This is a genomic window from Vreelandella sp. F11, assembly GCF_042466685.1.
GTDB lineage: Bacteria > Pseudomonadota > Gammaproteobacteria > Pseudomonadales > Halomonadaceae > Vreelandella.
This window is the reverse complement of the sequence record NZ_CP170448.1, coordinates 558,016-577,264: the sequence shown is the minus strand read 5'-3', so window position 1 is coordinate 577,264 and position 19,249 is coordinate 558,016. Positions and strand designations below refer to the sequence as shown.

The window sequence follows — 19,249 nt, the reverse complement described above, 5'->3', positions numbered from 1 at the left end:
TGAATAACGTCTGGGGCGACCAAGATGCCGTACTTGAACGACGCATGCAAGACTATTTAGCTAAGCAATTTATTACCGAAGCAATTTAGCTACACTTTTGCTCAATCTTAACTCTTCATCTCAACAGCGACGTGCTTGCGGGCATACTAACTAACCAGGTCAGATCAGGCCAGTAGTTCGATGTTAGTCAAGCGCCGCGATAAACGCAAGCCTTTGGCAATTGACAATAGATAAAGGTCGCCGCAACCTTGGCACAGCCAACATCAAGGAAAGCTCATGCCCAAGGACATTACGCTCCCCATTGCCCCCTCTGCCGCTGAGGTAGACAGCGGTGCGCCGCAGCGCTTCGCCGCTATCGACCTGGGCTCCAACAGCTTTCACCTACTGGTGGCTAACTACCAGCACGAGCGCCTCCAGGTGGTCGCTCGCTTGGGTGAAAAGGTTCAGCTTGCCGCGGGCTTAGATGATGATGGTCTGCTTAGCGAAGAGGCGATGCAGCGCGCATTGGACTGCCTGGGCCGCTTCGCACCGTTCTTAAACGATATTACCGATGCCAATTTGCGCATTGTCGGCACTAACGCGCTGCGTGATGCCGATAATAGCCAAGCGTTTATCGAGCGCGCCGAGGCGCAGCTAGGTCACGCCATTGAAATTATTGCCGGCCGCGAGGAAGCGCGGCTAATTTATTTAGGCGCCGCCCACGCCCTGGCCGAAAATGGCCGCCGCTTAATCGTCGATATTGGTGGTGGTTCGACCGAATTTATTATCGGCGAAGCCTTTGAGCCCAAAGCGTTGGAAAGCCTGCGCATGGGCTGCGTCACCTTTTCCCGGCGCTTCTTCCCCGACGGCGAATTAAATGAAAAACGCATGCGCCGCGCTGAGCTCGCCGCCCTTTCCGAGCTCGCTAATATTCAGCGCCCCTACCAACGCCTGGGCTGGGACGACCCGGTCGGCTCCAGCGGCACCATCAAGGCTGCCGCCAGCGTACTGCATGCCTACGGCGATACGCCCCATGAGGGCGTTATCACCCGCGACGGTTTGCAGAAGCTGCGCGAACGACTACTGAAGTGCAAACAGCTGGATAAAGTCGTGCTGGATGGGCTTAAAGCCGACCGCGCCAAAGTCTTCCCGGCAGGTATTGCCATTCTTGGAGCGATTTTTGAGGCCTTTGATTTAACCCAGATGCGCTATGCGGATGGCGCCCTGCGTGAAGGCGTGCTCTACGACATGGCCGGGCGCAACACGGCAGAGGATTCACGCTCCAAGAGCCTCGAATCGCTGAAGCGTACCTACGACGTGGATAGCCGCCAAGGGCTGAACGTTGCTGATACCGCCACGCGCCTGTTTAACCAGGTTCGCCACGCCTGGTCACTCAGCCCAGAGCAAGGACGCTACTTGCAGTGGGCCTGCCATGTGCATGAAATCGGCCTGGCGATCTCACATAGCCAGTTTCATCGCCACGGTGCCTACCTGTTGGAGCATTCCGATCTCGCTGGCTTTTCACGACCTGAACAGCGCCAACTGGCGTTTCTGGTGCGCGCCCACCGGCGCAAATTTCCGCTCAAGGAGTGGCAGGCCCTGCCCGAGGCGCAGCAGGCGACTACCCAAAAACTTGCCCGACTGCTGCGTTTAGCGGTGCTGCTTAACCATTCACGCCCGGAAACCGCTCCCTCACTGCCAAAGATAAGCGCCGACAGCGATAGCCTGACGATCACTCTGCCCGCCAATGATGAACCCACCCTGCTGAGCACTGATTTAGAGCAGGAGCAGGCCTTTATGGAAGCTGCCGGTTTTAAACTGTTGATTAAACAGGCACATTAAGAGACGTAAAGCGAGCACCCTCTGCCTGCCATAACAGCTGCGCAGGGGGACGTATGACGCCAATACAAGCCCCGGCCTGCATGATGACCACTAGCCGTTCGCGTTCCCAGGGGGGAATGTCCGTCTCTTGCAGTAACCGCTTTAGATCCCGCCGTCCTCGCTTGGGCAGTTGAATCACCTCCCCACCCTGCCGCCAGGTCGCTTTCAAGACCTGGGGCTGAGGCGGCTGTTTTAGCACGACCACCTGCCAGCCTAACGGCCCAAGGGGCGTTTCCAGTGGCGTTTGACCATCCCAGTGAGCTTCCCAAGCCGGGAGCGGTGCAAGCGGTGCCAACAGATAGAGCCGCTGGCGCCACAAGCGCGCCTGGGCGCCCGGCCACGCAACGCAAACCGCTGCATCCGCTTTGGCTGATAGCTGCTCAAGAAGGCTCTTTAGGCGCTTCTGGGGCGGTGTCGGCAAGCCTTGCCGCTGGCATAGCGTGCGTACCAGCAGTCGCTGGCGTGCCCGGGGGCGCTCGCCCAATGCAGTCGCGTCGAGGCAGGAACCAAGGTATGGGCTATCGAGCCGTAAGCGGTGCAACTCTTCTTGGGCGTATTCGCGCAGCAACAGATCCGCTTCGCCAACATGGGCAGCACTGTTCGCCAGGGCTGTGTCGGCCGTTGGCCAGCGCTCACGTAACGCGGGCATTAGCCGGTGACGCAGGCGGTTGCGATCAAAGCGAACATCCTGATTGGTGGGATCTTCACACCAGCTCAAATCGAGCAACGCTGCTGCAGCTTTCAGTTCAGCCTGGCGCACGCTGAGCCATGGGCGCACCACGGTAATGCCCTGGGCGTCGCGCCGAAATGGCATGCTCGCCAGGCCAGGCAGTCCGCTGCCACGTAGGGCGGCGAGCAGAAAGGTTTCCGCCTGGTCATCCTGGTGCTGGGCCAGCCAGAGGGTATCGCCCGCGGCAAGGGTGGCAGAAAACGCCTTATAGCGGGCAGTGCGGGCGGCGCCTTCGATACCTTCTCCTTGTGCATCTACCGCCACATTGACCACCGTTAGCGGCAAGTTCAAGCGGTCGCAGAGAGTTTGAGCGTGCGCTTGGAAGGTCTCTGCCGCCGCCTGTAAGCCGTGATTAATGTGGATAGCCCGCAAAGGATGGCCTGCTTGTGTACAGACCTGCGCAGCTAAGGCGAGCAGCAGACAGGAGTCCAAGCCGCCCGAGAGGGCCACCCAAATAGAGCGCCCCGGCGGGGTTTCCGCCAGGGCGTCGTTGAGCAGGCCTTGCAGTTTATTAAGCAGCTGGGGCGCCATAGCTCATTAAACGCTTATAGCGACGCTCCAGCAGTGCGTCGGTGTCCATCACCTGCAGACGCTCCAAGCTGGCGGTCAGCGCCTCTTTGACCCGCTCCGCGGTGGTCAGCGGGTGGCGATGGGAGCCGCCGAGGGGCTCTTTGATCAGTGAATCGACAAAGCCCAGCTCTTTTAAGCGTTCGGCGGTAATTCCCATGGCTTGGGCCGCTTCAGAGGCTTTTTCAGCGCTTTTCCACAAAATTGAGGCGCAGCCTTCCGGTGAAATAACCGAGTAAGTAGAGTACTGCAGCATCTGCAGCTCATCGCAGACACCAATGGCCAGCGCGCCGCCGGAACCACCTTCGCCCACCACGGTGGAAATAATCGGCGTTTTCAGACGCGACATCACGGCCAGGTTATAGGCGATAGCCTCGGACTGACCGCGCTCTTCTGCGTCAATGCCTGGGTAGGCGCCTGGGGTGTCGATAAAGGTCAGCACCGGCATTTTAAAGCGCTCGGCCATTTCCATCAGGCGGCACGCTTTGCGATAGCCTTCTGGCCGCGGCATACCGAAGTTGCGGCGCACCTTCTCTTTTACATCGCGGCCTTTTTGATGACCAATCACCATCACCGGGGCATCGTTCAAGCGTGCGATGCCACCGACCAGCGCCGCATCATCGGCGAAGTTGCGATCGCCGTGCAGCTCATCAAAGTCGGTGAAGATGTGTTCGAGATAGTCCAGCGTGTAGGGGCGCTGGGGGTGCCGTGAGATCTGCGAAACCTGCCAAGGAGTCAAATCCTTGAAGATCGATTCCGTCAGCTTGCGGCTCTTCTCTTCCAGCCGAGCAATCTCGTCGGAAAGGTTTACTTGGCTATCGGAGCTAACTAAACGCAGCTCCTCTATTTTTGCCTGTAGTTCGGCAATCGGCTGTTCAAAATCGAGATAATTAGGATTCATCGGCTCTGCCTGTAAGCTGCCTGTCAAAAACAAGCCTGATCAAAATATGTATTATCGCACCCTGACCCTGCCACGCAAGGTAAGCGCCCTTCTGTCACACTTTATCGATAGCGTAGCTGAACGCCTGCCTGGCCCTGGACATCCTGCAGCGCCAGCAGTAAGTCGTCGCTCGGTGCCACTTTCCACTCATCGGCGAGTTCCAGCCAAGCCACTGCCTCCGGGTGGCGATAGTGCAGCCGCACCGGCAAGCCCTCTTGATCGCGATACGGCGTCAGGCTGTCGCGCAGGGTTTCAATTAAACGACCATTGATCTGCCCCGCGTCCAGCGCTAGTTCCACTGCCTGGCCATAGCGAATGCGCGCCGCCACCATCGGCGTGACATCTTTACCGCGCAGGCGTAGACCACCAGAGAATTCATCGCTGGAGACCTCGCCCTCAACGATTAACACCTGGTCTGCCTCAATCTGACCGCGCAGTTGCTCAAATAGCTCGCCAAACAGGGAGGCTTCAATACGCCCGGTGCGATCATCCAGGGTGATAAATGCCATGGTATCGCCACGCTTGGACTTCATGGTGCGCACGCCGACCACGAGTCCAGCCACGCGCTGGGGATCGCGGGAGGGTTTCAGATCGCTGATCCGGGTAGACACAAAGCGCTTTAACTCACGCTCGTACTCATCAATTGGGTGCCCCGTGAGGTAGAGTCCCAGGGTGTCTTTCTCCCCTGAAAGTCGTTCGCGATCCGTCCACTCACGGGCGTTGATATACTCGGCATAAACGTTACTGTCACCGTCGCTTTCATCGTCAACGGCGAACGCATCCCCAAACATGTCCAGTATGCCCAGGTTCTGATTGGTATGGTTCTGCGCGGCGGCTTTAAGCGCGTCTTCCATTGCCGCAAACAGCACCGCACGATTGGGGCCTAAGGTATCCAGCGCGCCAGAGCGAATCAGCGCTTCCAGGGTACGCTTATTCATCCGCTTGGGATCAATGCGACGGCAGAAATCAAAGATATCTTTGAAAGGGCCATCTGCCTCTCGGGCTTCGACAATAGCGCCAATGGGGCCCTCACCGACGCCGCGAATGGCGCCTAGCCCATAGACCACCCGAGCATCGGTATCGACGGTGAACTTGTAGCCACCCACGTTGACGTTCGGCGGCGTCACGGTGAGGCGGAGGTTGCGGCACTCCTCAATCAGCGGTACCACTTTATCCAGGTTGTCCATTTCCGTGGACATAACGGCGGCCATAAAGGGCCCTGGATAGTGAGCTTTCAGCCACGCGGTTTGGTAAGAGACCAGCGCGTAGGCAGCCGAGTGCGATTTGTTAAAGCCGTAACCGGCGAATTTCTCTACCAGGTCAAAGATATTACCGGCCAGGTCTTTATCGATACCGTTGGCGGCACAGCCCTCCATAAAGCCATCGCGCTGCTTGGCCATCTCCTCAGGCTTTTTCTTACCCATGGCACGGCGCAGCATATCGGCTTGGCCGAGGCTGTAACCCGCCATTACCTGAGCGATCTGCATGACCTGCTCTTGGTAGAGAATGATGCCGTAGGTGGGCGCCAAGACAGGTTTCAACAGCTCGTGCTGGTAATCCGGGTGTGGATAAGAGACTTCGGCCCGCCCGTGCTTACGGTTGATAAAGTCATCGACCATGCCCGACTGCAAGGGGCCTGGGCGGAACAACGCCACCAGGGCGATCATGTCGTCCAGGGAGTCGGGCAGCAGGCGCTTGATCAGTTCCTTCATGCCGCGGGATTCAAGCTGGAAGACCGCGGTGGTCTCAGCGCGCTTGAGCATCTCGAAGGTCGGCGAGTCGTCCAGCGGGATGCTGTCGATATTGAGCGGCCCCTGACCATTAACACTGCGCACTTTATCGACCATCTCCAGCGCCCAGTCGATAATCGTCAGCGTGCGTAGGCCCAGGAAGTCAAACTTGACCAGCCCGGCCTCTTCAATATCGTTTTTATCGAACTGTACAACTAAACCCGAGCCATCTTCATCGCAGAGCAGCGGGGAGAAGTCAGTCAGTTTGGTGGGGGCGATAACCACGCCCCCAGCGTGCTTGCCGGTACCCCGGGTGGTGCCCTCAAGCTTGAGCGCCATCTCCCAGATCTCTTCGGCTTCGTCGTCGTTGCCGACAAACTCTTTGAGCGCGGGTTCCTGCTCAATCGCTTTGGCCAGGGTCATGCCCACTTCAAAGGGAATCAGTTTGGAGAGTTTGTCACCCAACGAGTAGGGGCGCCCCTGGGCACGGGCCACGTCACGCACCACTGCCTTGGCCGCCATGGTGCCAAAAGTGACAATCTGAGAAACCGCGTTACGTCCGTAGCGCTCGGCCACGTACTCAATCACTTTGTCGCGTTTCTCCATGCAGAAGTCGACGTCAAAGTCGGGCATCGAGACACGTTCAGGGTTCAAAAAGCGCTCGAACAGCAGGTCGTAACCAATCGGGTCTAAATCCGTGATCTTCTGTGCGTAGGCCACCAGCGAACCAGCACCAGACCCCCGCCCGGGACCAACCGGCACACCGTTATCTTTAGCCCACTGGATAAAGTCCATTACGATCAGGAAGTAGCCAGGAAAGCCCATCTGGATAATAACGTTGAGCTCAAACTCTAGCCGGTCGCGGTAGCGCTGGTCGATTGCCCGGTACTCTTCACTGTCGCGAGGGTAGCGCTCAGCGGGAAACAGAAAATCCAACCGCTCGGTTAAACCGTCATGGGAGACCTTACGAAAGAACTCGTCCTGAGTCATGCCTTCGGGAATGCCGAACTCGGGCAGGAAAATCTCGCCCAGGCGCACATCCACGCTGCAGCGCTCGGCGATCATCACGCTGTTTTCCAGCGCTTCGGGGATATCGGCAAACAGCGCCGCCATCTCGTCGGGGCTTTTTAGGTACTGCTCTTCGGTATAGCGGCGTTCGCGGCGCGGGTCGTCCAGCGCTTTACCTTCACCGATGGCGACGCGGGTTTCGTGCGCCCAATAATCGTCACGCTCAAGAAAGCGCACATCGTTGGTCGCCACCACTGGCGTGCCTGTCTCAATGGCCAGCTTGACGCTGGCGTGAACGCAGGCCTCTTCCAACGCTCGCCCGGTGCGAACCAGCTCCAGATAAAACCGGTCTGGAAATGCCGCCTGCCACTCTTCAAGTAGTACCCGCGCCTCCTGTTCGTGATCAGACAGCAGGTGACGGCCAATCTCGCCCTCCCGGGCACCGGAGAGTGCAATCAAGCCCTCGCTCTGCTCCAGCACCCACTGTTTATCGAGAATCGCGCGCCCCTGGCGCTGGCCATGGGTCCAACCTTTCGAGATCAGCTCGGTCAGGTTGCGGTAGCCAACGTCATTCATCGCCAACAGCGTTAGCCGATAAGGGTGCGACTCGTCGTGGGGGTTGTGCAGCCATAAATCGCTGCCAATGATTGGCTTTAGCCCCGCCCCCTGGGCGGCTTTGTAAAATTTCACCAGACCAAAGAGATTAGCTTCATCGGTCAAGGCCAGCGCTGGCATCGCCCGTTCAGCCGTGGTGCTGACCAGCGACTTTAGCTTCACTAAGCCATCGACCAGGGAGTATTCACTGTGCAAACGTAAATGAACGAACGGAAGTGTCATGGGACTCTCAACAAAACGCTAGGCAAACTAGGTGAAGAAAAAAATACGTTAAAGCAGCGCCAACTGACGCTGCACCGGCGCGAAGCTACGCCGATGTTCGGCCAGTGGCCCGTGGGCGGCAAGCGCCGCCAGATGCTCTTTGGTCGGGTAGCCTTTATGGCGCGCAAATCCATACTCAGGATAGCACTCATCCAAGGCAACCATCTGCGCGTCGCGAGCGACCTTAGCTAAAATCGACGCCGCGGCAATGGCACAGTGGCGTGAATCGCCCTTTACCACGGCCTGGCCGGGCAGCAGATGGCCAGGTAATTTGTTGCCATCGACGAGTAGATACTCTGCCGCCGGTGCCAGCGCATCAATGGCACGACGCATGGCCAAGTGGGTGGCGTGGTAAATATTCAACGCATCCACTTCCGCCGCGCTGGCCTCTGCTACGGCAAAGGCTAACGCTCGTTCGCGAATCTGGCGATCCAATCCTTCACGCCTGCGCGCCGTCAACTTTTTCGAGTCAGTGAGGCCGGCAATCGGTTGAGCGGGATCAAGAATGACGGCAGCGGCCACCACGCTGCCAATCAACGGCCCGCGCCCCACTTCGTCCACCCCCGCTAGCCGCTCCCCATGATAGGCAATCTCTAGCGGTGGAAAATCCTTGTGCTCAATCAGCCAGCGCGCGGTTGCCATCGCCTTATTCGCCATCAACACGCTCCAGCGGCTGACCTGCGGCGAGAAGGCCAATGGCCTCAGCGGCGCGACGGCTGGCGTTGCGCTGAAGGGTAGCGTGCATCTCGGCAAAGCGTGTTTCCAAGGCGTGGCGGCTCAACTCGTCCGCCAGCATGGCGCTGAGCTGGTCAGCAATGGCTTCAGGCGAGGCCGCGTCCTGAATCAGCTCAGGCACCAGCGTCTCCTGGGCGATCAAATTGGGCAGTGATACCCACTGGGTTTTGACCATTCGCTTGGCCAGCCAGTGAGTCATCGGCGCCATTTTATAGGCCACTAGCATGGTGCGATGACACAGCATGGCTTCCAGCGCGGCGGTGCCCGAGGCCAGCAGTACCACATCGCTCGCCACCATCGCCTCACGGGCCTGACCATCCAGCAGCGCAGTACGCTCTGCCAGCAGGGAGTAATTAGCCAGCAGGGCGCTGATTTCCCGGCGGCGATCAGCGGTGGCCGCAGGGATCACTACCTGCAGCGCAGGGTGGCGCTGACAGAGCTTTTCAGCGGCGGCAAGAAAGGTGTCGCCTAGAAAACGAATTTCATTGGCCCGGGAGCCCGGCAGCAGCGCCAACACCTGGCTATCTGGCGCCAGTTCCAGCGCCTGCCGGGTGGCAACCCGATCATTCTCCAGTGCCATTTCGTCGGCCAGGGGATGGCCCACAAAGGCGACGGGGACACGGTGTTCACGATAGAAGGCGGCCTCAAAGGGCAGCAGCGTGAGCATGCCGTCTACCGATTTGGCGATGCCTTTTACCCGCCCCTGGCGCCACGCCCATACGGAAGGACTCACGTAGTGAGCGGTGGTAATGCCCGCTTCGCGAAGCTGGCGCTCAAGGCCTAGATTGAAGTCAGGCGCATCGATGCCGAGCATGATATCGGGCTGCCAAGCTAACGCTTCAGCTTTTAGGGTGCGCCGTACACGGATCAGTTCGGGGAGGTGCTTAAGTACTTCAACCAGCCCCATCACCGCGAGGGTCTCTAAAGGAAAACGGCTCTCCATGCCCTCTGCCTGCATGCGCGGGCCGCCAATGCCGCGGAACTCGACGCCAGGGTGGCGTGCTTTAAGCTCGCGCATCAGACCAGCGCCAAGAATATCGCCGGAGAGCTCTCCGGCCACGAGATAGACGCGTTGCAGGGTCATAGGAGAGTCAGCATGGATTAGCGGGTAATACCGCGGGTCGAACGCTCAATAGAGGCGGCAAAATGCTCAATTTCAGGCAGATCAAAACGGCTACGCATTTCGGCTAGTGCCTGCTCAGTGGTTAGTCCTTGTCGGTAGACCATTTTATAAGCGGCGGTTAAAGCACTAATCGCATCGCGGCTAAAGCCTCGGCGCTTTAACCCCACCAGATTAAGGCCCCGCGCTTCCGCCGGGTTGCCATTAATCATGATATAGGCAGGCGTGTCTTTGGTAATGATCGAGCCACCACCGGCCATGGCGTGATCGCCAAAGTGGCAGAATTGATGAACTGCCGCCAGACCACCCAAAATAGCATGATCACCGACGGTGACATGGCCCGCCAGGGTAACCTGATTGGCCAAAATACAGTCGTTACCAATCACACAGTCATGGCCGACATGCACGTAGGCCATAAACAGATTGCGCGAACCAATGGTGGTTTCACCGCGATCCTGTACAGTGCCACGGTGAAGCGTAGCACCTTCGCGGATCACATTATCGTCCCCCATCACTAACCGTGTAGGCTCACCTGCGTACTTTTTATCCTGGCAATCTTCGCCTACTGAGGCAAACTGAAAAATACGCGTGCGCTCACCCAGCGTGGTGGGGCCTTTAACCACCACATGGGGGCCAATCACCGAGCCCGCGCCGATAGTGACGCCGGGGCCGATAATGCTAAAAGGGCCTACCTCAACGTCGTCGGCAAGGCGCGCCGTCGGGTCGACCAGTGCAGTAGGATGTATCAAGCCACCTTCCTCTCGGCACAAATAATTTCCGCTTCGCAGGCCAGCTCACCGTCAACCGTGGCACGACATGCAAATTTCCAAATACCGCGTTTACCTTTAATCACGTCGGCCTCTAAGGTGAGCTTGTCGCCCGGCATTACCGGGCGCTTAAAGCGCACTTTGTCACTGCCTACTAGGTAGTATACATAGCCATCGGCGGGCAGTTTATTGACCGTTTTAAAGCCGAGAATGCCGCAGACTTGGGCCAAGGCTTCAATCACCAGCACGCCGGGCATAATCGGGTGATGGGGAAAATGGCCGTTGAAGAACGGCTCATTGATGCTGACATTCTTGTACGCAACGATGGATTCACCGATAGCTAGTTCCGTTACTCGATCCACCAGCAAAAAAGGGTAGCGGTGGGGCAAGTACTCGCGAATTTCATTGATATCCATAACCATCGTAGCGACCTCTAAAATAACAAAACGCCTGATGTACTCCTGAAGAGCCTCAGGCAAATACCAGCACATCCGCTGATTAAAAGACTGCGATTATACCCCGCGGCCATCTAGCCTCAAAACAGCAGCAGGTAAAATTCAATCAGTCATTACTATTCACGCTGCTTTTTTTCCAATCTTGCTAGGCGCTTAGCGATATCATCGAGCTGTTTAAAACGCACTGCGTTTTTACGCCACTGAGTATTGGCCATGGCGCCAGTCCCAGAGGAGTAGACTCCCGGCTCATGGATTGAGTTTGTCACCAAGCTCATTCCCGTCACCTGTACGCCGTCACAAATCGTTAGATGGCCGGACAAACCAACGCCACCGCCCAGCATACAGTGCTTACCGACCTTGGTTGAGCCAGCGATACCGACACAGCCCGCTAAGGCGCTGTGGTCACCAATGATAACGTTATGGGCGATTTGCACCTGACTGTCGATTTTGACGTCATCACCAATCACTGTATCGCCCAACGCGCCTCGATCAATGCTGGAGCAGCTCCCCACCTCAACATCATCGCCTAGCACCACGCCCCCCAACTGGGTAATTTTATGCCACCCAGCGCCGTCATGGGCGAAACCAAATCCGTCACCGCCGATGACACAACCGCTTTGCAGGATGACTCGCTTACCTACCACTACACCATGGCAAACAGTGACATTGGCGTGCAGTCGCGTTGCTTCACCGATAATGCTATCGGCCCCAACCACGCTCCCTGCACCAATCACTACCCGGTCGCCCAACACTGCACCCGCTTCAATCACAGCGTTCGCTTGAATGCAGACACCGCTGCCTATCTGGGCATCTTCCGCTACGACCGCCGTGGGGTGAATACCGACGATATCGCGGGCGGGCAGCGGATCAAACAGCTGCGATAGCTTGGCATAGCCCAAGTACGGGTTATCGATTTCCAGACGCGCTACCGGGCAGTGTTTGCCATGCTCCGGGTGCAGTAATACCGCTGCCGCCTTGGTCGTCGCCAAATCTTTCAGATAGGCACGGTTGGCCAGAAAAGCGACCTGATCCGGCTGCGCTTCTTTTAGCGTCGCCAAGCCACGTATCGGCTGCTGGGCGTTGCCGCTAACGGTAACGCCCAGTTGGCGCGCAATGTCTGCGAGGGTTAGGTGATGAGAAGCGTGCGTCATGGGAGCCCAGGGAAGCTTTGGTGTGGCTTGGCCACACCAGTCATCGTTTAAATTTAGTTCAAGGTATCAAAAATCTGCGTGACTTCGTCAGTTACATTGGGCAGATCCACACCTGAGTGCAGGACGCCCTGAGGCTCAACCAGTACATCAATACCGTGACGTTCCAGTACCTGCGCGACGGCTTGCTCCAACTTTGGTTCAGCGCTTTCCAAAAACTGCTGTTCGGAGCGCTGCTGAGCCTGCATGACTTCACGGCGAAGCTGCTCAAAACGGCCACCCTTCTCTTGTAGCTCGCTAATTAGCGACTCACGTTGAGACTGGGCCATGGTTTCGCCTTCGTTCTGCAAACGCTGCTGTAATTGCTGTAGCTCATTACCCAGGTTCTGCGCTTCACGCTGCTGGTTACCGATCTGGCCTTCCAGGCTGCTCATTGAGGCCTGTGCGGACTGGGTATTCATCAATGCTGCTCGCCAGTCCAACACCGCGACTTCTGCGGCGTGAGCGGGCAAAATCATCGCGCCCAACAGACATACCACCGCTGTTAGTCTACGCATCCTATTATCTCCTTAATGTCACGCCAGCCGCTCGCCACCATGGCACGCGGTCTAGCAAAATTAGAACGATTGGCCAAGTGAGAACTGGAAGAACTGGGTATCATCGCCACTCTTATCGTTCAATGGCTCGGCAACGCTGAAGGTTAGCGGGCCCACCGGCGTTAGCCACGAAAGGCCGATACCGGCACTGTAGCGCAAATCGCCCATATCAACGCCGGAGTTACACTGCTGGCGCCCTGCGTCTTCTGCAAGCACATCGTAGCAAGAGGTCAGGAAGGTATTACCACCATCCAGGAACAACGATGTTTGCAGCGCGCGCTGATTTTCAACAAAGGGCAGCGGGAAAATGATCTCGGCGCTACCTTCTATTGAAACGTTACCGCCCAGAGTACGGTCACGGCCACCTTCGGTTGCTGGCGTGGTGCGCTGGCCCAGCGTATTCGACGTGAAGCCACGCACCGAACCAAGACCGCCCGCGTAGAAGTTTTCATAGAAGGGGAACGGGTCATTGCCTCCCAGCGTATCGGCATAGCCAACATTGCCGGTAAACTTGAATGCCCAGGTCTCATCATCGTTAATCGGGAAGAGCTGTTGCGCCCGTGCACGCAGCTTGTAGTACTCAGAATCGCTGCCTGGTGCGCCGGTTTCCAATGATAAGCGCTGATAGCTGCCATCGGTGGGCATGATACCGCGGTTGAGGTTGTTGCGTGTCCAACTGGCAGTCAGCTTCAGGCTTTGTGCGTCTTCGCCCTGATCTTCTACATAGCGGCGTATTTCAGAGGCCGTGTCGAAGTAGGTTTTCACCGTTAGGTCTTCAACGCTGGCACCGAAGTTAAGACGCGACAGTTCGCTAATGGGGTAACCAAAGTTGATGCCAGCACCGTAGGCATCCGTCGAGAAGGTTGAAATATCCGAATCGGCGTAATCGGTTTCACGATAGAACACATTGTAGCCGCGAGAAATGCCATCCAGCGTCCAGTAGGGGTCGGTGAACCCAAAGTTAACGCTGGTAAACGTATCACTGCGCTGAGCGCCTACGTTGACGCGATTACCGGTACCCAGGAAGTTGTTCTGGGATAGTCCAACACCGTAAATAACCCCGGCGCTCTGGGAGAAGCCAACGCTTGCCGAGACTGAGCCCGAGGGCTGCTCTTCGACGTTATAAGTCACATCGAGCAAATCCGGTTCGCCAGGCACTGACTCAGTATCCACTTCTACTTGGCTAAAGAAGCCCAGTCGTTCAAGACGCTGACGCGATTGGGTAATGGCTTCGGTGGAAGCGGGCGCGCCCTCCAACTGAATCATCTCACGCCGCAGTACTTCATCCTGAGTGGTGGTATTTCCATAAAACTCGATACGGCGTACGTAGGCGCGCTCACCGGGATTGACGGCAATCACCAGGTCGACCGTTTCACCGTCCTCAGCCATTTCAGGCACGCCCTGAATATCAGCAAAGGCGAAGCCCTCGGCGCCTAAACGTTGGCGAAGGGCTTCCGTAGAGGCATTTACATCACCACGGGAAAAAATCTCTCCCTCTTTGACGGTGAGTAGTTGGCGGGCTTCATTTTCGCTGATCTGTAGATCACCTGCGAAACGGATGTTGCCAACCCGGTACTGGGCACCCTCATCAACGTTGAGAGTAATAAAGATTTCTGATTTTTCAGGGCCAATCGATACCTGAGTCGAGGTAACATCGAAGTTGACGTAGCCGCGATCCAGATAAAATGATCGCAGCCGCTCGATATCACCCGAAAGCGCTTCACGGGAGTACTCGTCGCTAGAGAACCAGCCGAAAAAGCGTCCTGGGCGATCATTTAACTCAAACACACCACGCAGCGTTTCATCATCAAACGCTTCGTTACCAACGATATTGATTTGGCGAATCTTGGCCACTTCACCTTCGTTGATATTGATATTGACCTGCACCCGGCCCTCATCAACCTCTTCCACTTCGGTATCGATGCTGGCACTGTAGCGGCCTTGAGACTGATAGACACCTTCCAGCTCGCGCTGTATCTCTTCAAGCGTAGAGAGCTCCAGCACCTGGCCTTCCGAGAGCCCTGATTCACGCAAACCATTGCGCAAGTCCTCTTCGGAGATCTGGTCGTTGCCGCTGATCTGAAGCCGCGCAATGGTCGGCCGCTCGACGACCTGAATAACCAGCACATCGCCCTCGCGTGCTAACGAAACATCGTCAAACAGTCCCGTTGCAAATAGATCACGAGCAGCGGCAGCCAGTTGCTGCTCACTGACGCGGTCATTGGCACTGACCGGAAATGCATTGAAGACCGAGGCGGCGGATACCCGCTGCAGTCCTTCCACTCGAATGTCTGAAACATCAAAGGATTGTGCTTGGGCGCCGCTGGCGCCTGCCAGCAAGAGTGCCGCCATTCCAAGGGTCTTGATTTTCATGCAGTCAATTCGCTCGCGTTGGTCTGCCGTTCATTCCAGAAAGGCACCATATACATTTGTGCAGGCAGATGACAAGGCATCCTGCGCGCTACACGCGTCATTACCACAGGCGCATCAGATCAAAATAGAGAGCCATCAACATTAGGGTGCCTACCATGGCAAGCCCAATGCGCAATCCTACAGCTTGGGTTTTTTCCGATACTGGCCGTCCACGCACGACCTCCATAAAATAATAAAGCAAGTGGCCACCATCGAGCACCGGGATGGGTAGTAAGTTAAGCACCCCAAGGCTGATAGAAAGATACGCTAGAAAACCAATAAACGCTTCCATACCCGCACGGGCTGAATCACCTGAGACCTGGGCAATGGTGATTGGTCCGGACAAATTGGAAGGCGAGATCAGCCCCACAAACATTTTGCGTATGGCATCTAAGGTCAGAAGCGTCATCGCTCCAGTGCGCGAAACAGCCTGGCCTACCGCTTCGATAGGGCCGTAACGGATTTCACGCTGGAACTCTGCTGGCCACTCGACCTGTTCAGCGCCTGCGCCGATATAACCAATCTCAACCCCGGTGTCCAAACGGTTACGCCCGGGGGTTAAGTCAACACTCGACTGCTCCCCATTTCGCTCATAGGTGAGTTGCAGCGTTTCGCCGGGACTACTTCGAACCATATTAACGAAGTGCATCCAATCATCGACTGTTTCGCCATTAACCGCCACCATCCGATCACCAGCTTCCAGCCCTGCTTGGTCTGCGGCTTCCCCACTGACTACCTGGCCTAAAACAGCCGGGAACTCCGGCTGCCATGGGGTAATACCCAGTGTTTGCAACGGCTGAGGCGGATCCTGGCGCACTAAATAATCAGTCACCGACAACCCAAAGCGCTGTGGGTCGCTCGCGCCGTCGGGGCGAGCGTCGATATCCAACTCTCCGCTGAAGCCAATAATCGACACCAGCTTGAGGTTAACATCCTCCCAAGAGCGCATCTCATCGCCCTGAATGGCGACAATTTCATCGCCATTGGAGAGCCCGGCCTCGGCAGCCGGGGAGTCAGGCGCAACGCTGCCCACCATTGGCGATACCACCGTGGTTCCCGCCACGAACAGCACCCAATAAGCCACGATCGCCAGTAAAAAGTTAGCAATAGGCCCTGCCGCCACAATCGCAATGCGCTGCCAAACGGTCTTGCGGTTAAACGCCTGGTCGAGCTGCTCTTCCGGCACCGGTGCCTCACGCTCATCGAGCATTTTGACATAGCCACCCAATGGAATGGCGGCTATGGCAAATTCGGTACCCTGGCGATCAATCCGCGACCATAGTGGCTTGCCAAAGCCCACCGAAAAACGCAGCACTTTGACACCACAGCGCCTTGCCACCCAAAAGTGGCCAAACTCGTGAAAGGTCACTAACAGGCCCAACACCACGATGACCGCTAAAATATTCTGTATTAGGCCCACATTCACTCCTTAACGCCCTGCACTAACGACCAACTCATCGAATGCTTAAGCGGACCACCTTGTTACCAGTTCCAGCGCCTGCTGGCGCGCCCATTGATCAGTTGCCAATACGCTTTCAAGGCTATCAACACGGCCCTGATAGGGGCGTGAAAGTACGTCGGCCACCAATTGCCCAATCGCCGTAAAGCCGATCCGGCGCTGCAGAAAGGCATCTACAGCGATTTCATTAACGGCGTTGAGCACAACAGGTGCCATACCGCCCTGTCGCATCGCGTCGCGAGCAAGCCCCAGACAGGGGAAACGGACTTCATCGGGGGCTTCAAAATCGAGCCGTGCCACCTGAAAAAGATCGAGGGTTTCAACGCCAGCGTCAATGCGCTCCGGCCAAGCCAGCCCATAGGCAATGGGTGTACGCATATCTGGATTACCCAGCTGGGCAATCACCGAGCCATCGTGATACGCCGCCATGGAGTGAATCACGCTTTGGGGGTGGACTACCACTTGGATCTGCTCAGGAGTGGCGTCAAATAACCAGCACGCTTCGATCAGTTCCAACCCTTTGTTCATCAACGTGGCACTATCCACCGATATCTTACGCCCCATCGACCAGTTCGGGTGAGCACAGGCCTGCTCAGGAGTGACATTGTTAATATCAGCCTGGCTCCAGGTACGAAACGGCCCCCCAGAGGCCGTTAGCAGCAGTTGGCGAACGCCGTGTTTGGCAAGCCCACCGCGATGCTCCGCAGGTAGACACTGATAAATGGCATTATGTTCGGAATCAATCGGCAGCAGTGTCGCCCCCGAACGGGAAACAGCCTCCATAAACAGTGCGCCGCTCATCACCAGCGCCTCTTTATTGGCCAGTAGCACGCGTTTGCCTGCTTCCGCGGCGGCGAGTGCCGGCAGCAAACCCGCGGCGCCCACAATAGCGGCCATTACGCAGTCGACGCTCACATCGCGGGCAACATCACACAGCGCCTGCGGGCCTGCACTCACTTCGGTGGGTTGGCCCGCTCGCTTAAGCTCCTCGCGCAGCCAAGCGGCATCGGCTTCATCATCTAATACAGCCACCGCGGGGCGGTGCGCTAGACACTGCGCTAGCAGGGCCTCTTTGGAAGTGTGTGCGGTCAGGGCATGGACGCTATAACGGTCAGGGTGGCGACCAATCACATCCAGCGTGCTGGTGCCCACAGAGCCAGTCGATCCAAGTACCGTTACGCGCTGCATAGCCGTTGGTTGATTAGCGCACTGACTCATAGTGGTGGTACCTGAGCAAACACCTCAACAAGGACTTCCACATAGAACAGCGCAAATAGCGGAATCGCTGCGGTGAGACTATCAATGCGATCCATCACCCCACCGTGGCCGGGGAGCAACTGGCTTGAATCTTTGATGTTGCGGTGGCGCTTGAGCATACTTTCCAGTAGATCCCCTAGCACTGAGGCCAAGGTGACCACGGCGGTGATGAGTATCAGGGTAATGCTGCCAGCCAGGCCCAACTGCAGCCACAGCGCGAAAAGGATGGCCAGGATAGCAGTCGCCGCCAAACCACCGAATACCCCCTCCCACGATTTGCCAGGACTCACGTGGGGCGCCAATTTGCGCTTACCCCAGAGTCGTCCTACAAAGTAGGCGCCAATATCCGCGCACCACACCAGCAGCAGCACGAACAGCAGCCAAGCCATACCAATGTCGCGCAGAACGTTAAACCCTACCCAGCAGGGCAATAGTACCCACAGCCCCATCGCCAGGCGCCGAAGGGGAGCCTGCCATTGCGTTCCTGCAGCAGGGTAGCGGGTGACCCAATAGAGATTCACCAGCCAACCAGCGGCGGCCAGCCAAAGCGGCCATATCGCCGTGGCAGCGCCGGTCAGCCACATCGCCAGCATCAGTACGGCCATCACGGCCACTAGTTGGGCACGCTGCACCGTGCGGGTAACGCCCGCCAGATTAGCCCACTCCCAGGTGGCGAGTAGCACCATCAACGCCGTAAATAGCGCGAATGCGCCGCCGTCTAAACCAAACAGGCCAGCCAGCACCAGGGGTGCTAGCCAGGCTGCGGTGATAATCCGCTGTTTAAGCACCCTGCGCCTCTATTTGTTCGTCCGTCATGCCAAAGCGACGACGGCGCTGACAGAAGTCGTTTAATGCCGCGTCAAACGCTTCCGCGCCGAAGTCGGGCCATAGCAGCGGGGAAAAGTGCAGCTCGGCATAGGCCAACTGCCAAAGCATAAAGTTGGATAGTCGCTGCTCACCGCTGGTACGTATACACAGATCCACTGGCGGTACGTCTGCAACGCCCATCACGGTGTCAAAACATGCCTCGTCAATCTCCTCAGGCGACAACTCGCCAGCCGCCACCTGTTCTGCAAGTGCGCGCGCCGCACGCGCTATATCCCACTGCCCCCCATAGTTGGCGGCAATCACCAAATGCATACCCGTGTTGCCCGCGGTTAACGCTTCAGCGCGCTGTATATGCTTCTGGATGGCGTGGGAAAAGCCCCGCTGTTCACCAATGATCGAGAGGCGCACATTACGCTCGTTGAGCTTTTTGACTTCACGCTTTAGCGCCATCAAAAAAAGCTCCATCAAGGCGTTAACCTCTGCGGCTGGGCGCTTCCAATTTTCACTGGAAAACGCAAACAGGCTGAGCGTTTGCACTTCGCGCTCGGCGGCCCGCTGAATCACCGCACGCACGGTTTCTACTCCGGCCCGGTGCCCGCGCACCCCCGAAAGCCCGCGCGCGCGCGCCCAGCGATTATTACCATCCATAATGATGGCAACATGAGACGGCGGGGCCTCCCCGGCCAGCGAAGACGCACTGGCATCGTCCGGCTGTTTTTCAGGAAGCTGCGGTGACGTCATGGATTCTCGCACCAAAGATC

15 protein-coding genes are annotated in these 19,249 nt (G+C 57.3%); 1 reads left to right on the top strand and 14 read right to left on the bottom strand.

Annotation, left to right across the window (positions count from 1 at the left end):
• Positions 1 to 276: 276 nt before the first annotated feature.
• Entirely contained in the window at positions 277 to 1,821 is a 1,545-nt protein-coding gene (gene ppx, locus ACFIOZ_RS02655; protein ID WP_386082068.1) for an exopolyphosphatase, read from the top strand.
• Here the strand turns inward: ppx and tilS are convergent.
• From tilS to uppS, 14 genes are all read right to left on the bottom strand, one after another.
• Positions 1,805 to 3,121, bottom strand: coding sequence for a tRNA lysidine(34) synthetase TilS (tilS, locus tag ACFIOZ_RS02650; protein ID WP_386082066.1), 1,317 nt, complete (start codon positions 3,119 to 3,121; stop codon positions 1,805 to 1,807). The two genes, ppx and tilS, sit on opposite strands and share 17 nt — an antisense overlap.
• Positions 3,102 to 4,058, bottom strand: a complete 957-nt coding sequence (accA, locus tag ACFIOZ_RS02645; protein WP_386082065.1) for an acetyl-CoA carboxylase carboxyl transferase subunit alpha — start codon at positions 4,056 to 4,058, stop codon at positions 3,102 to 3,104. The genes tilS and accA overlap by 20 nt, the downstream gene beginning before the upstream one ends.
• Before the next feature lie 101 nt (positions 4,059 to 4,159).
• Positions 4,160 to 7,672, bottom strand: coding sequence for a DNA polymerase III subunit alpha (dnaE, locus tag ACFIOZ_RS02640; protein WP_386082063.1), 3,513 nt, complete (start codon positions 7,670 to 7,672; stop codon positions 4,160 to 4,162).
• 48 nt (positions 7,673 to 7,720) lie between these two features.
• Complete coding sequence (rnhB, locus tag ACFIOZ_RS02635; protein ID WP_386082062.1) at positions 7,721 to 8,368, bottom strand: ribonuclease HII; 648 nt, start codon at positions 8,366 to 8,368, stop codon at positions 7,721 to 7,723.
• Positions 8,358 to 9,530 (bottom strand): lipid-A-disaccharide synthase, encoded by a 1,173-nt coding sequence (gene lpxB / locus ACFIOZ_RS02630; RefSeq protein ID WP_386082060.1) that lies wholly within the window; start codon positions 9,528 to 9,530, stop codon positions 8,358 to 8,360. Before lpxB ends, rnhB begins: the two co-directional genes overlap by 11 nt.
• 17 nt (positions 9,531 to 9,547) lie before the next feature.
• A complete protein-coding gene (gene lpxA, locus ACFIOZ_RS02625) occupies positions 9,548 to 10,315 on the bottom strand; it encodes an acyl-ACP--UDP-N-acetylglucosamine O-acyltransferase (RefSeq protein ID WP_386082058.1) in 768 nt (255 codons plus the stop codon).
• Complete coding sequence (fabZ, locus tag ACFIOZ_RS02620; protein WP_007111709.1) at positions 10,312 to 10,755, bottom strand: 3-hydroxyacyl-ACP dehydratase FabZ; 444 nt, start codon at positions 10,753 to 10,755, stop codon at positions 10,312 to 10,314. Before fabZ ends, lpxA begins: the two co-directional genes overlap by 4 nt.
• A gap of 149 nt (positions 10,756 to 10,904) precedes the next feature.
• Positions 10,905 to 11,939: a UDP-3-O-(3-hydroxymyristoyl)glucosamine N-acyltransferase gene (lpxD, locus tag ACFIOZ_RS02615; protein WP_386082056.1), complete on the bottom strand. Its 1,035-nt coding sequence runs from the start codon at positions 11,937 to 11,939 to the stop codon at positions 10,905 to 10,907.
• A 53-nt stretch (positions 11,940 to 11,992) separates the two neighbouring features.
• Positions 11,993 to 12,493: an OmpH family outer membrane protein gene (locus tag ACFIOZ_RS02610; protein WP_088698821.1), complete on the bottom strand. Its 501-nt coding sequence runs from the start codon at positions 12,491 to 12,493 to the stop codon at positions 11,993 to 11,995.
• 60 nt (positions 12,494 to 12,553) lie between these two features.
• Positions 12,554 to 14,905, bottom strand: a complete 2,352-nt coding sequence (bamA, locus tag ACFIOZ_RS02605) for an outer membrane protein assembly factor BamA (RefSeq protein ID WP_386082054.1) — start codon at positions 14,903 to 14,905, stop codon at positions 12,554 to 12,556.
• 100 nt (positions 14,906 to 15,005) lie between these two features.
• Entirely contained in the window at positions 15,006 to 16,364 is a 1,359-nt protein-coding gene (gene rseP / locus ACFIOZ_RS02600) for an RIP metalloprotease RseP (protein WP_386082053.1), read from the bottom strand.
• A gap of 45 nt (positions 16,365 to 16,409) precedes the next feature.
• A complete protein-coding gene (gene ispC / locus ACFIOZ_RS02595) occupies positions 16,410 to 17,621 on the bottom strand; it encodes a 1-deoxy-D-xylulose-5-phosphate reductoisomerase (protein WP_386082051.1) in 1,212 nt (403 codons plus the stop codon).
• Positions 17,618 to 18,448, bottom strand: coding sequence for a phosphatidate cytidylyltransferase (locus ACFIOZ_RS02590; RefSeq protein ID WP_386082049.1), 831 nt, complete (start codon positions 18,446 to 18,448; stop codon positions 17,618 to 17,620). The genes ispC and ACFIOZ_RS02590 overlap by 4 nt, the downstream gene beginning before the upstream one ends.
• Positions 18,441 to 19,229 carry a polyprenyl diphosphate synthase gene (gene uppS, locus ACFIOZ_RS02585; protein WP_386082047.1) on the bottom strand — a complete coding sequence of 263 codons (789 nt, stop codon included), beginning with the start codon at positions 19,227 to 19,229 and terminating at the stop codon, positions 18,441 to 18,443. Before uppS ends, ACFIOZ_RS02590 begins: the two co-directional genes overlap by 8 nt.
• Between the last annotated feature and the right edge of the window lie 20 nt (positions 19,230 to 19,249).